The sequence below is a fragment of the Streptomyces sp. NPDC054796 genome (assembly GCF_053611545.1).
In genome coordinates, this window is the sequence record NZ_JBSHAO010000021.1 from 16450 (window position 1) to 30046 (window position 13597).

A 13597-nucleotide genomic window follows, 5' to 3' on the forward strand; every position below is an offset into this window, starting at 1 on the left:
ACGTCACGCCCCTGACACCCGTGACGCCCCGACACCGCACGCGCGATGCCCCGACACCACATGTGCCAAGAAGGAGTTCAGGAATGACGCACGTCAGCAGGCGCAAGATGCTGGCCTCGGGCGGGGCCCTGGGCGCGCTGGGCGCGCTCGGCATGGCCGCCCCCGCCCACGCCCGCACCCTCATGAACTGGACGTGGGCGCCCAGCGGTTCGGTCGCGGGCACCGGCGAGGGCGCCGACCCCCGGTGGGTGTGGGACGACGAGACGGACCCGCTCGTCGCCTCGCTGCTCGACCGTGGCGACGTGCCCAGGGTCAACGAACTGCTGTGGAACTGGGAGCGCAACGACCAGCCGCTGCCGTCGGGACTGCCACGGGACCTCAAGACGTACATCGACGAGGCACGCGAACTGCCCTCGTGGGCGGACCGGGACAAGCTGGAGACCGCCGCCGAGTTCAACAAGTCCCGCGGGATCTACCTCAATCTGCTCAACGGCGTGGGCGGCGGCATGCTCAGCACCGCCATCCCCGCCGAGGCCCGCTCGGTCTACTACTCCAAGGGCGGCGCGGACATGGAGGACCGCGTTGCCAAGACCAGCATCCTGGGCTTCGCCGTCGGGGCGCTCGACGCGTACAGGCCCGAGGGCACCTGCATGGTCAACTCCGTGAAGACCCGTCTGGTGCACGCGGCGGTGCGTCATCTGCTCCAGCAGTCGCCGCACTGGGGCGACACCATCCCCATCAGCCAGAACGACATGCTCGTCACCTGGCACACCCTGCCGACCTACGCCATGCGCAAGATGCGCGAGTGGAAGGTCCCGATCACCGACGACGAGGCCGAGGCGTATCTGCACGTGTGGCAGGTGACCGCGCACATGCTCGGCATCAGGGACGAGTACATCCCCGCCACATGGGACGCGGCCGACTCCCAATCGGACCAGGTGCTGCCACCGGCCATGGGGCCCACCCGCGAGGGTGTCGAACTCACCGACATCCTGCTCGGGCAGCTCGCCGAGCAGACCAGCCCGGGCAGCATCAGCCGCCCGCTGTGCAACGCGCTCGCCCGATACCTCGTCGACAAGCAGGTGGCCGACTGGGACGAGATCCCGCGCGAGCCGGTGTGGGAGCGGGCCATCGCCACCGCGTGGCCGCTGCTGGTGAAGTTCCGCGAGGGCCTGATCCCGCTGCCGCTGGTACCCGAGGTCGCCTGGACCATCGACGAGGCGGCCCGCCGGTACATACTCTTCTTCCTCACCAAGGGCAAGGAAACGAAGATCGAGATCCCCACCGTCAACCGTCCCGAGGAAACCTCACGATGACGCAGTCACACGGCAGCGACGCAGGCACGGGCGCGGGCGCGGGCACGGGCACGCGCATCGGCCGGCGCCGCTTCCTCGGGTTCGTCGTCGCGGCCCCCACCCTGGTGGCCGCCGCCGAACTCACCCCGGCGACGGCGGTCGCGGCACCGGCCGAAGGCACGGCCGGCAGCGGACTGCCGTCGCCGGAGATCACCGAGATCCTGGACCTGAACGACCTGATGACCGTGGCGGCGCTGCCGACCTCGAACCTGATCAGGGTCGATGTAAACCCGGACGGCACGGTGTCGTTCGCGCTGCCCCGGGCCGAGGTCGGGCAGGGCATCACCACCTCGACGGCCATGCTCATCGCCGAGGAACTGGACGTGCCGCTGGAGCGGGTACGGGTCACGCTGGCCGAAGCCCGCCCCGAGCTGCTGTTCAACCAGCTCACCGGCGGCTCCAACACGACCATCGCGACCTACACCCCCATCCGGGTCGCAGCCGCCGTCGCACGGCACCGGCTGCTGGAGGCCGCGGCGGCCGAACTCGGGGCCGCCGCCAGCACGTTGACGCTGAAGAACGGGACCGTCACCGCCCCCTCGGGCAAGCACGTCGGCATCGGTGCCCTCGCCGAGAAGGCCGCGAGCGCGAAGACCCGCCAGGTGCCCGTGGAACTCTCCTCGCGCGAGGAGTTCACCGTCATCGGCAAGCCGCACAACCGCCTCGACGCGCTGGCCGCCGTCACCGGACGCAAGAAGTTCGCGATGGACCTCGACGTCCCGGACGCGAAACCGGCGATGGTGTGCCGCCCACCGACCATCAACGGCAAGCCGGGACCCGTGGCCAACCTCGCCGAGGTCCGCGCCATGACGGGTGTCACGGACGTCGTGGAGATCTCCACCGGGGTGGCGGTGCGCGCCGAGACCTTCGGCCAGTGCATCGACGCCGTACGCGCGCTGAAGGTGTCCTGGAGACCGGGCACGGCCGAGGGCAAGTCCGACGAGACCGTGCTCGGAGAACTGAAGGCGGCGGAGCTGCCGATGGGCCCCAAGCCGCCGTTCCACACCGTCGAGGAGAAATTCACCTTCCACTTCCGCGGCAACAGCGCGCTGGAACCCAACTGCGCCGTCGCCGACGTACGGGAGAAGAGCGCCGAGATCTGGGCCTCGCTGAAGTCGCCGATCGTCGCCCAGCAGACCATCGCGGCCAAGCTGCGGCTGCCGCAGAGCGCGGTCACCGTGCATGTCACCGAGGGCGGCGGCTCCTTCGGGCGCAAGCTGTTCTTCGACGCGGCGCTGGAGGCCGCCGAGATCTCCCAGCGCCTCCGCAAGCCCGTCAAGCTCATGTGGCATCGCGCCGACGACGCCCGCCAGGGCCGCACCCACCCCATGGCCACCTCCCGGGTACGTGTCGCCTACGCGGGCGACACCGTGCTGAGCTACAAGCAGCGGCACACCAGCGTCTCCACCGACCTCGGCCACGGGCTCGGCGAGATCATCACCGCGCTGGCAGCGAAGCTGCCCGTCGGCGACATCGGCTTCTCCGAGACGTTCTTCCAGCTCAGCCAGACCATGTCCTATGACTTCGGGGTGAACTCCCGACTGCTCAACGAGACCGACAAGGGCTTCAACACGGGCAGCATGCGCAACGTCTACTCCCCGGACGTCACCTGTGCCAGAGAACTGATCGTCGATCAGCTCGCAGCGCGGATGGACAAGGACCCCTACGCCTTCCGGCGCGACTTCCTGCGCGACGACCGCTCCCGCGCAGTGCTGGAGAAGGTTGCCGAAGTGGGTGACTGGGGCCGCACGATGCCCGCCGACACCGCGCAGGGCATCGCCTTCCACGCCGAGTACAAGTCCGTCAGCGCGGCGCTGGTGGAGATCGACTGCCGCCCCGGGACCGTCAACCGGCCCATCCGCGACGGTATGACGGGGCCCCGTGTCACCAAGGCCGTCTTCGCCGTGGACGTCGGCCTCGCCGTCAACCCGCGCGGCCTGGAGGCGCAGATGATGGGCGGCATCATGGACGGCATCGCGCTGGCACTCACCTCCAGCCTGCACCTGCGCGACGGGTACTTTCTCGAAGCGAGCTGGGACAACTACTTCTACACGCGGCAGTGGAACACCCCGCCCGAACTGCGGATCATCGTCATGCCGAGCACCTCGGAGGAGCCCGGCGGAGCGGGCGAGCTGGGCGTCGCCGCTTCGATGGCCGCGGTCGCCTGCGCCTACGGGCGCGCTACCGGCACCATGCCCACCACCTTCCCCGTCAACCACGGCACGCTCGCCTTTGAACCCAAACCCACCGTCCCGCCCGTCCCGCCGTCCCCGACCGACGGCCTGGACCACGCGCGCTGAGCGTTCCCGCGCGCCGAGAGCCTGGAGAACCCGTGCCCGAGCACACCTTCCGCGTCAACGGTGAGCAGGTCACCGTCGACGTCGCCGACGACGTGCGCCTGCTGTGGGTGCTGCGTGACATCCTCGGCATCACAGGACCGAAGTACGGCTGCGGCATCAACGTCTGCAAGGCGTGCACCAGCCACGTCAACGGCAAGGCGGTCAACCCCTGCGCGATCCCCGTCAAGGATCTCGGCCCCACCGACGAGGTCACCACCATCGAGGGGCTCGCCGACACCGTGGGCGAGGATCTGCATCCCATGCAGCGGGCGTGGCTCGACCACGACGTCGTCCAGTGCGGATACTGCCAGCCCGGCCAGATCATGGCCGCCGTGGCACTTGTCCGCAGCGTCGCCGCCGAGGGCCGTGAGATCACCGACGACGACCTCGACGGCCTCCGCAACATCTGCCGCTGCGGCACCTACGTCCGCATCCGCGAGGCCATCAGGGCGGGGGCGGAGAAGATGTGAGCGGGCGCGTGCGGGTCCGGGAGCGGCGGCCCTCGGCGAAGCCGACCGTGGCTTCCGCCGGGGTGCGGCTCACTCCCGGGCCCGCCGGAGTTCGTTCTGGAGGAGAACGTGGACGGGACCGAGCTCAGACGGCGAACGAGGCCAGGAGCGCCGCCGCCAGTGCCGCGCGGGAGGTCATGCCCGAGACGGTCGCGTGCTCGGAGCGGGCGTGCGCGCCTCCGCCGACGGCGCCGAGTCCGTCGAGCACCGGTGTGCCCGCCGACTGCACGAAGTTGCCGTCGCTGGCCCCGCCCACCGAGGTCTCGCGCAGGTCGAGCCCCAGGGGCGCGGCGCAGTCGCGGGCCAGCCCGTAGAGCGCGGCCACCTCGGGGGTACGCTCCAGGACCGGCCGGTTCCAGTCGCCGGTCACCCGCACCGTGGTGCCCGGGTGCGCGGGCTCGCGTGCGGCGAGCGCCGCCGCGATGCGCCGCTGCTCGGCCGCGTCGGCGACCCGCACATCGAGGTCGGCCACCGCCTGCCCGGCGGTGACGTTGCTGCGGGTGCCGCCGCGCACGACGCCCACGTTGACGCTGGTGCCCGCCGCGTGGTCGGCCAGCGCGGCGAGCCCGAGGATCTGGTGCGCCACCTCGTGGACGGCGCTGGCTCCCGCCGTGGGATCGAGACCGGCGTGCGCCTCCTGCCCCTGAACGGCGAGCTGGAAGAGGCCGACACCTTTGCGGGCCGTCTTCACCGCGCCGTCGGCGCTCGCCTCGAAGACGAACGCGGCGCGCGCGGCACGGGCCTCGGCGACGATCGCCTCGCTGGAGGCGAGGCTGCCGGTCTCCTCGTCGCCGTTGAGCATCAGGGTGCAGGCGGGGCGCGGCAGCCCGAGCGCGTCCAGGGCCCGCAGCGCCCAGACGGCCTGCACGAGCCCGGCCTTCATGTCGAAGACCCCGGGCCCGGTGAGCACGTCGCCGTCGCGCCGGAAGGGCCACTCGGCCAGCGTCCCGGCGGGCCACACGGTGTCGTAGTGGCACAGGAGCAGCAGGGGGCCGCGTGACGGGTCGGTGTCCGAGGAGCCGGTGTCCGACGGGCCGGTGTCCGAGGGGCCGGAAGACGCGGGGTAGCGGCGCACCATGATGTCCCCCGCGTTCTCGCGGGGGAGCAGTTCCTCGGACTCGGGCTCCCCGAGGGCCTCGTCCAGCCACTCCCGTACCCAGCGCAGGCACGCGTCCAGCGCGGCGGGGTCGTCGCTGGGGCTCTCCAGTTGGGTGTAGACGGACAGGTCGGCGACCATGTCCTCCTGGTGCTCCAGCAGCCAGGCGTGCACCGCGCGGGTCTGTTCCCCGGTGAGTGCCGGGTGTGCGGGGAGCGGCGCGGACAGCGGGGGTGCGGCGAGCGCGTCCAGTGCCTCCAGCCGTGCCTCGGACATCAGCTCCGGGGCCCCCTCCAGTTCCCTCAGCCCGCGCATCACCTCGCGCAGCACGGGCGTGGCGATCCCGGCCCGGTCCGCGTGCGCGAAGACGGTCTCGTAGTGGGTGGTGACCTCGACGGGACGCTGGCGCACGGCGAGATCGCGCCAGATGCCGCTGCGGTTCTTGGGCTGGGTGCGCAGCCAGGCGGTGAGCCGTGCCGTGGCCGCCGTGCGGGTGGCGGGGTCGGCGGCGCGGCGGAAGGCGGGTGCGTCGAAGGCGTCGAAGGGTTCGAGGCGGACGCCGAGCGCGTCGGCCACGTCGTAGACCTCGCGTGCGACGGCGTGCATGGCGGCGGGGTGCCGGTCGATGAGGTCGGCCATCGCGTCGTCGGCGAGCGCCGTGGCCGCCAGCATCGCGCCGAACCCGGCCTTGGCCCACAGATAGCCCTCGACGTTGTCGCAGGCCACGGCGCCGGTGTCGGGGTGCAGATCGGTGACGAGGGCGCGTACCCGGTCGCTGACGGAGGTGTCGTCGGGGGCACCGTCGGGGCCGCCGATGACCAGCGCGCCGGGGCCGCCGTCCCGGACGACGCCGGGTCCCTCGACGTCGGCGAAGATGTTGACGAAGGCGGGGACGGTGTGTGCGGCGCCGATGTGCTCGGCGATGAGCGGTTCGTTGAACCCGTTCTGCACGGAGACGACGAAGCCGTCGTCGGCCAGTCTGGGCGCGATCCAGCGGACGGCGGACTCGGTGGCCTGCGCCTTCACGGCCAGCAGCACCTCGTGCAGTGGCCCTTCGAACTCCTCGGGTGTGTACGCGTCGACGTGCGCGGTGTCGGTCTTCCCGTCGCGCCGCAGCACGCGCAGTCCGTGTTCGCGGATGGCGGCGACGTGGGCGTGGTCGGTGTCGACGAGGCTGACGGGGTGTCCGGCGCGTGCGAGCGCGAACGCGAGGGTGCCGCCGATGGCGCCACCGCCGACCACGGTGCGGGCCCGGGTGGGCTCGACGGTCATGGGGTGTCCTTCCTGATGCGGTGTGTCCGCTCCGGTGAGGTGTGTTGGGCGGAGCGGTGTGCCCCGCTCCGGCGCGGGGTGCGGGGTGCGGGGCGCAGTGCTGCGTGTGCGGTGCCGCGTGTCCCGGCGCGACGGTGTGACGGGCGCGCCGGGCGCGGACGCGAGGGCCGGTGCCCTCAGCCGGCCGACGCGGGCCAGAGACGCGGCAGATGTGCCGCTCCCGTGCTGGAGCCGCCGTCCACCCGCAGCACCTCGCCGGTTATCCACTCGGCCTCGGGCCCGGCGATCCAGCGCACCGCGCGGGCGATGTCTGCGGGCGTGCCGGGGCGCCCGAGCGGGTTGCCCGAGACGGCCGCCGCGTACTCGGGCGTGACGGGGTTGACGTCACTGTCGACGGGCACGAAGCCCGGGCTGACCGCGTTCACGCGGATGCCGTGCGGGCCGAGTTCGAGCGCGGCGGCCCGGGTGGCCATCTCCAGCGCCGCCTTCGTCGCCGCGTACGGGCCACCGCCGGGCCTGGCACGCAGCGCGGCGCCGGAGGAGATGTGCACGACGGACGCGGGGAGCCCCGCCGCCACCGCACGGCGGCCCAGCTCCGCCGTCGCGAGCACAGGGGCGCGGGTGTTGAGCGCGAACAGCCGGTCCCAGCCGTCCGCCGTCACCTCCAGCATGTCGATGGAGGGGTAGGCGCCCGCCGCGTTGACGAGGATGTCGAGCGGGCCTGTGGTCTCCCAGGCCCGTGCGACCGCGGCGGCCGGTGCGTCGTCCCCGGTCAGGTCCACGGCGTCGGTCACCACGTGCGCGCCGTAGCGCTCCCGCAGCGTCCGTGCCGTCTCGGCCAGCCGTCCGCCGTCCCTGTCCACGAGGGTCAGCGTGCCCACGTCGGGCCCGTCCAGTCCGTTCCAGGCGCGCGCGTACTCCTCGGCGACGGCCCCGCCGATGCCGCGCGCCGCGCCGGTGACCAGGACGTGCGCCGGGCGCGGTGTCGTCTCCCCGGTCATCAGTCGAACTCCTTGTCCTTGGTCTCCGGCATCGTCAGATACACGACGAGGGAGATGAGCGAGGCGGCGGCGACGTACAGCCACAACCAGTCGCGGTGTCCGGCCTCGTTGAGCCACGTGGTCACGTAGGGCGCCGTGCCGCCGAAGAGGGCGACGGCCAGCGCGTAGGGCAGGGCGATGCCGGTGGCACGCACCTCGGGCGGGAACTGCTCGGCCATGATGACCGCGCAGTTCGCCGAGTACCCCAGGATCAGCAGCATCCCGGCGAGCTGCACCAGGAAGACGCTGAGGAAGCTGTCGCCCATCAGGTGCAGCAGCGGCCAGGCCAGCACGACGAACCCGGCGGCGAAGACGGAGAGCGTCGGCTTGCGTCCGAAGCGGTCGGAGAGCAGCCCGGCGAAGGGCAGCAGCACCACGAAGACGACCAGACACAGGGTCTGCGACAGCAGCGCCTGGTTGAGGGGGATGCCGGTGCTCAGATTCGCGTACGTGGGCAGGTAGTTGACCCAGATGTAGTAGGTGAGCGTGCCCGCGATGGTGATGCCCGCGACGCGCAGCGCGGCGGCCGGGTGCTCGACGAACATGGCCTTGAGCGGGTTCACCCTGGCCCGCCCCGCCTCGCGCGCGTTGGTGAAGGACTCGGTGTCCTCGACGGAGACGCGCAGCCACAGACCGAGCAGCCCCAGCAGCCCGCCGACGATGAACGCGGCCCGCCAGCCCCACGAGTGCAGGGCCTCGTCGCTGAGCAGCGAGGTGACGAGGGTGCCCAGCAGCGAGGCGATCAGTACGCCACCGGCGACGGAGACCTGCTGCCAGGACCCGGCGAAGGCCCGTCGTCCCCGCGCGGCCGACTCGACGAGGAAGGCCGAGGAGGAGCCGAACTCCCCGCCCGCCGAGAAGCCCTGCACGAGCCGGGCCAGCAGCAGCACGAGGGGTGCGGCGACGCCCATGGTCGCGTAGCCGGGGGTGAGCGCGATGACGAAGGAGGCCCCGGCCATCAGCGCGATGGTGAGGGTGAGGCCCTTCTTGCGGCCGTGCCGGTCGGCATAAGCGCCGAGGAAGGCGGCACCCACCGGGCGCATCACGAAGCCGACGGCGAAGACCGCGAGGGTGGCCAGCAGGGCGACGGCACCCTCGGACTTCGCGAAGAACACATCGGCGATGATCTTCGCGAAGATCGAGTACAGCGCCCAGTCGACCCACTCGACGGTGTTGCCGATGGTTCCGGCGACGATGGCCTTGCGCTGGGCGCGGGTCAGCTTCCGCGAGGGCGCGGGGGAGGGGGAGGAAGGGGAGGAGGAGGCGGGCGTGGCCGCCGACGCGTCGGCTCTCATCGGTCGCTCTCCTGACGGGTCTGGGCGCTGGTGGTGGTGTTGGCGGTGGCGGTGGCGGTGGTGGTGGCGAGCTGGGCGCGGGCCGCTTCGGCGAGCTGCGCGTGCGTGGCGAACCAGACACCTTCGTGTGCGCCGATGTGGTCCAGCAGTTCGCGCAGGATCACCAGGCGCGAACGGTGGCCGATGACATGCGGGTGCAGGGTGAGCTGGAAGACGCCGCCCTCGCGGTAGGCCGCGTCGAACTCGTCCCGCCAGATCTCCAGCACATCGCGCGGCCGGGTGTAGGGCCGCACCGAGCCGTAGCGGTCCATGGTGAAGTACGGCGCGTCGTCGCGGATCCAGTCCACGGGGATCTCGACGAGGCCGGTGGCGCGGCCCTCGGCCAGCACCTCGTACGGCTCGTCGTCGGCCATGAGGGAGGAGTCGTAGGCGAACCCCAGGTCGAGGATGGTGGCCAGCGTGGAGTCCGAGAAGTCCCAGGAGGGGGTGCGGATGCCCGTGGGCCGGGAGCCGGTGAGGTCGGTGAGGGTGTCCAGCGCGCGGCGTATCAGGGCGCGCTCGTCCTCGGCCGCCAGCAACGTGTTGCGCTCGTGTATCCACCCGTGCACGGCGATCTCGTGGCCGTCCTCGGCGTAGCGACGTGCCTCGTCGGGGTGCAGCAGCGCGGACACGGCGGGCATGAAGAACGTCGCGGGCACACCCCTGCGGCTCAGCAGTTCCAGCACGCGGACGGCGCCGACCCGGGCACCGTACTCGCCCTGGGCGAGCCGCCCCGGGCTGGTCTCGCCGTCGCGCAGGGGGATCGTCTCGTGGTCGGAGTCGAAGGACAGCGCGACGGCCACGCGTGCCCCGCCGGGCCAGCGTTCAGGGGTGAGCGGGCGCCCGGCGCGGACGGCCTCGACGTGCCCGCGCCACACGGACTCGGGCCACTGCCAGGAGGGGACCGGCGCGGGGCCGGTGGCGGGCGTGCCGGATGCGGATGTCGACATGGTGCCTCTCCGGTAGAGGGGAAACGGAGGAGAAGGGAGGGGAGGGGAGAAGAGGGGAGGGGTGAAGGGAGCGGGGCCCGGACCGGGGCGGACTCAGACGAACTGGTCCATGCGGGTCCACGCGCCCTTGAGGGTGACCAGATGAAGGGTGATGTCGGAGGCGTCGAGACCGGGAAGCGCCCCGATGACCTCGTCGGTGTAACGGAACAGGTCGGTACGGCGCGGTAGCACCATGTGCCCGACCAGGTTGAACCTGCCCGTCGCGGCGGCCAGGAACTTGGTGCCCGGATGCTGCGCGAGCTGTCGCCCGGCCGCCTCCAGATGTCCAGGGCCGATCGACAGCCAGAGCATGAACTCCGCCTCGTACCCCAGCAGCGCGGGCTCCACCAGGGTGCGGAAGTGCAGGCTGCCGCGCTCGACCAGCCGGTCCAGCGCCCTGGCCACGCTCGACTCGCTGCGGCCGAGAGTGCGGGCGAGCGCGCTGACGGGCAGCCGCCCGTCCAGGGCCAGTTCCCCGACGACGGCGCTCTCCAGCGCGGACAGCGGCTGCGGCGCCCGGTCCCACCCCGCCCGCTCGTACGGCAGGGTGCGCGCGGGCCGCAGATCGGCCACGGCCTCGGGCGGCAGCAGGCCGGTGTCCCACAGCGCCGCCGAGGTGAAGGTACGGATCACCGCGACATGTTCCGTGCTGGTGATCAGATCGGCGCCCGGCAGATCGGTGTAGAGCAGGCGCAGCAGTTCCTCGTTGTCCCGCGCGACGAAGTCGACGATCAGATCCGCCGCACCCGTGACGAGCGCGAGGAACCGCACCTCCGGGCGTTCGGCCAGCAGCTCGGCCAGCTCCAGCCCCTTGCCGGGCCTGGCCTGGGCCCGTACGAGCATGGAGGAGCCCGAGCCCGTCCGGTCCAGCTCGACGGCGCCCACCACGTGCAGCAGCCGCCGCTCGCGCAGCGAGTTGAACCGCCGCTGCGCCGTCGACTCGCTCGTGCCCGCCCAGCGGGCGATGCTGCTCCACGGCGCACGGCCGCTGAGCTGGAGCGCGGCGATGATGCGCCGGTCCAGCTCGTCGATCATGTCGGCGCTCGCTCGCGGAGTCATGGCCGAGACGGTAAACAGCGGGAAGGGGACCGTCAACGCTGGAATCCCTCATCATGGTGCTTTGCAAGCGGGAAATCAGCCGCTCACGTGCGTTGAATGAGGGATTCCCCCAAGTCGGAGGCGGGAGGTGGGGGTGCGGGGCCGTGCGGGATCCCGTCGCCGTGGATCACCGCGGATTTCGGAAGCCCCCCGTTCCCGTTCCCGTTCCCGTCTCCGGCCCGTTCCGCCCCAGGGCGTGGCACGTAGGAGTCGGCCGCCCGGTGTAGTCGGCGACGTGGCCTTCGAAGAGGACGGTCCCGCCGTGTCTGCCGGGCCCCGGGCCGAGGTCGATCAGCCAGTCCGCCTGCCGCACGACGTCGAGGTTGTGCTCGATGACGACGACGGTGTGCCCCTGCGCGATGAGCCCGTCGAGTACGTCCAGGAGCGTGCCGACGTCGTTCATGTGCAGCCCGGTCGTCGGCTCGTCGAGCACATATGTGGTGGGCCGCTCCGCCAGGCGCAGCTCCTTGGCGATCTTGACGCGCTGGCACTCCCCTCCGGACAGGGTGCTCAGGGACTGCCCCAGTCGCAGGTACCCCAGGCCGACGGCGGCGAGCCGCCGCAGGGCGCGCGCGATGCCCTCGTCGGGCAGCCGGGCGAGGGCCTGCTCGACGGTGAGGTCGTCCACGTCGGCGATCGACAGCCCGTCCACGGTGTGTGCGAGGACCCGCTCGGTGAAGCGGCGGCCGTGGCAGGTCTCGCAGACGACCTCCTGGCCGTCCATGAAGGCGAGGTCGGTGTGGATGACGCCGAGTCCTTCGCAGTCGGGGCACGCGCCGTCGGAGTTGGCGCTGAAGAGACCGGCGGCGACACCGTTGTGCCGTGCGAACAGCTTGCGGATCGCGGGAGCGATGCCCGTGTAGGTGACCGGGGTGGAGCGGCGGTTGGTGCTGACCGGCTTCTGGTCGATCACCGTCGCACCGTGCTGTGCCACCAGCTCGTCGGCGAGGCTGGACTTGCCGGAACCGGCGACCCCGGTGAGGACGGTGAGCACGCCCGTGGGGAAGCGCACGGTGAGACGGCGCAGGTTGTTGCGGTCGGCGTCGGTGACACGGAGCCACCCCTTGGCGGGACGGGGCGCGGACTTGAGCGGGCGCGGCGCGGCCAAAGCCAGCCCGGTGGGTGTGCCCGCGTCCCTCAGCCCGGCGAACCCGCCCTGGAACACGAGCCGTCCGCCGTCCGCGCCCGCGCCGGGCCCGATCTCGATGACCTGGTCCGCGTGGGCCATGACGGCGGGGTCGTGCTCGACGACGAGGACGTTGTTGCCGTCGTCGCGCAGCCGTTCCAGGAGCGCGACCATGGAGTCCACGTCGGTGGGATGCAGCCCCACGGTCGGCTCGTCCACGACGTACGTCATCCCGGTGAGGCTCGACCCGAGGTGCTTGACCGTCTTGATCCGCTGCGACTCCCCGCCGGAGAGGGTCGTGGTCGCCCGGGAGAGGGTGAGATAGCCGAGCCCGATCGTCACCATCGCCTCCAGCCGTGCGGTCAGTGCCGCGACGACGGGCGCGACGCGCGCGGACGTGACCGTGCGGACGACGTCGGCGAGTTCGGTGATCTCCATGCGGGACATCTCGCCGATGGTGTGCCCGAGCACGGTGGCCGTGCGCGCTGCCTTGTTGAGCCGGTCCCCGGCACACTCCGGGCAGCCCTCGGCCCGGGTGAACCTGCGGATGGTCTCCTGCTTGCGCTCCGAGACACTGTCGGAGGTGTGCAGGTGGATCCGCTCGAACCGCTCGACGACACCCTCGTACCCCTTGGGCAGCGCACGGCCCACGCCGAGGCCGGGTTCCGTCGCCCGGCCGCCGTACAGCAGCGCCGCACGTTCCGCCGGCCTCCACTCCCGCAGCGGGGTGCCGACGTCGAAGACGCCGATGTCGGCGTACTGGGAGTACCAGTAGCCGCCCTTGCCGAACCCGGGCAGCAGTACGGCGCCGTCGGCCAGGGACCTGTCCAGGTCCAGGAAGCGGTCCACCGCGCTGACCACCACCTCACCGAGCCCCGAGCAGGCCGGGCACATGCCCGCGGGCTCGTTGAAGGAGAAGTGGCCCGCCTCGCCCACGTACGGGCGGCTGAGCCGGGAGAACAGCAGCCGCAGATACGTCCAGGCGTCGGTGACCGTGCCGACGGTCGAGCGGACGTTGCCGCCGATCCGCCGCTGGTCGATGACGACCACCGGGGTCAGGCCCCGGATGTGCTCCGCGTCCGGACGGGCCCACTTCGGCAGCCGGTTCCTCGCGAACGGCGGGAAGGTCTCGTTGAGCTGGTAGCCCGCCTCCGCGGCGATCGTCCCGAACACCAGCGAGGACTTGCCCGACCCGGACACGCCGACGAAGCCGACCAGCCGGTCGTGCGGGATGTCGACGTCCACACCGGCCAGGTTGTTCGTGCGGACCCCGCGAAGGACGATGGCGCGCTCTGGCGTGGTGGGCTCCGCTGCGGTGCGCTCCGCCGAGGTGCGGTCTGTCGTGGTGCGGTCTGTCGTGGTGCGCTCCGCGATGGTGTGTTCTGCGGTGTTCCGTTCTGTCATGCCCGCGAGGCTATGAGCGGATGCGGCCACATCCT

Annotated in this window: 9 protein-coding genes; 3 read left to right on the forward strand and 6 right to left on the reverse strand. The window is 71.9% G+C overall.

The features are described 5' to 3' along the window. Positions 1-83: 83 nt before the first annotated feature. Genes ACWGJ2_RS19040 through ACWGJ2_RS19050 form a run of 3 tightly spaced genes read left to right on the forward strand, consistent with a single transcriptional unit; the run spans position 84 to position 4164 of the window. Positions 84-1316, forward strand: coding sequence for an oxygenase MpaB family protein (locus ACWGJ2_RS19040; RefSeq protein ID WP_453347285.1), 1233 nt, complete (start codon positions 84-86; stop codon positions 1314-1316). Next, positions 1313-3655, forward strand: a complete 2343-nt coding sequence (locus ACWGJ2_RS19045; RefSeq protein WP_453347286.1) for a molybdopterin cofactor-binding domain-containing protein — start codon at positions 1313-1315, stop codon at positions 3653-3655. Before ACWGJ2_RS19040 ends, ACWGJ2_RS19045 begins: the two co-directional genes overlap by 4 nt. Before the next feature lie 32 nt (positions 3656-3687). Then, positions 3688-4164 (forward strand): (2Fe-2S)-binding protein, encoded by a 477-nt coding sequence (locus tag ACWGJ2_RS19050; RefSeq protein ID WP_453347287.1) that lies wholly within the window; start codon positions 3688-3690, stop codon positions 4162-4164. 124 nt (positions 4165-4288) lie between these two features. On the opposite strand, the gene ACWGJ2_RS19055 is transcribed toward ACWGJ2_RS19050, so the two are convergent. The 6 genes from ACWGJ2_RS19055 to ACWGJ2_RS19080 form a co-directional block, all read right to left on the reverse strand. After that, complete coding sequence (locus tag ACWGJ2_RS19055) at positions 4289-6571, reverse strand: 2-dehydropantoate 2-reductase (protein WP_453347288.1); 2283 nt, start codon at positions 6569-6571, stop codon at positions 4289-4291. 176 nt (positions 6572-6747) lie between these two features. Continuing rightward, entirely contained in the window at positions 6748-7572 is an 825-nt protein-coding gene (locus ACWGJ2_RS19060; protein ID WP_453347289.1) for an SDR family NAD(P)-dependent oxidoreductase, read from the reverse strand. Continuing rightward, on the reverse strand, positions 7572-8906 hold the full coding sequence (locus tag ACWGJ2_RS19065; protein WP_453347290.1) for an MFS transporter: 1335 nt from the start codon (positions 8904-8906) through the stop codon (positions 7572-7574). Before ACWGJ2_RS19065 ends, ACWGJ2_RS19060 begins: the two co-directional genes overlap by 1 nt. Then, positions 8903-9895: a polysaccharide deacetylase family protein gene (locus tag ACWGJ2_RS19070; RefSeq protein ID WP_453347291.1), complete on the reverse strand. Its 993-nt coding sequence runs from the start codon at positions 9893-9895 to the stop codon at positions 8903-8905. The genes ACWGJ2_RS19065 and ACWGJ2_RS19070 overlap by 4 nt, the downstream gene beginning before the upstream one ends. 93 nt (positions 9896-9988) lie before the next feature. Next, complete coding sequence (locus ACWGJ2_RS19075; protein ID WP_453347371.1) at positions 9989-10969, reverse strand: Lrp/AsnC family transcriptional regulator; 981 nt, start codon at positions 10967-10969, stop codon at positions 9989-9991. Positions 10970-11159: 190 nt separating this feature from the next. Next, complete coding sequence (locus ACWGJ2_RS19080; RefSeq protein WP_453347292.1) at positions 11160-13562, reverse strand: ATP-binding cassette domain-containing protein; 2403 nt, start codon at positions 13560-13562, stop codon at positions 11160-11162. Positions 13563-13597 lie beyond the last annotated feature (35 nt).

Coding starts and splice junctions, on each gene's coding strand:
- ACWGJ2_RS19060 (WP_453347289.1), bottom strand. CDS start 7,572: ATGACCGGGGAGACGACACCGCGCCCGGCGCACGTCCTGGTCACCGGC.
- ACWGJ2_RS19080 (WP_453347292.1), bottom strand. CDS start 13,562: ATGACAGAACGGAACACCGCAGAACACACCATCGCGGAGCGCACCACG.
- ACWGJ2_RS19040 (WP_453347285.1), top strand. CDS start 84: ATGACGCACGTCAGCAGGCGCAAGATGCTGGCCTCGGGCGGGGCCCTG.
- ACWGJ2_RS19065 (WP_453347290.1), bottom strand. CDS start 8,906: ATGAGAGCCGACGCGTCGGCGGCCACGCCCGCCTCCTCCTCCCCTTCC.
- ACWGJ2_RS19045 (WP_453347286.1), top strand. CDS start 1,313: ATGACGCAGTCACACGGCAGCGACGCAGGCACGGGCGCGGGCGCGGGC.
- ACWGJ2_RS19075 (WP_453347371.1), bottom strand. CDS start 10,969: ATGATCGACGAGCTGGACCGGCGCATCATCGCCGCGCTCCAGCTCAGC.
- ACWGJ2_RS19070 (WP_453347291.1), bottom strand. CDS start 9,895: ATGTCGACATCCGCATCCGGCACGCCCGCCACCGGCCCCGCGCCGGTC.
- ACWGJ2_RS19055 (WP_453347288.1), bottom strand. CDS start 6,571: ATGACCGTCGAGCCCACCCGGGCCCGCACCGTGGTCGGCGGTGGCGCC.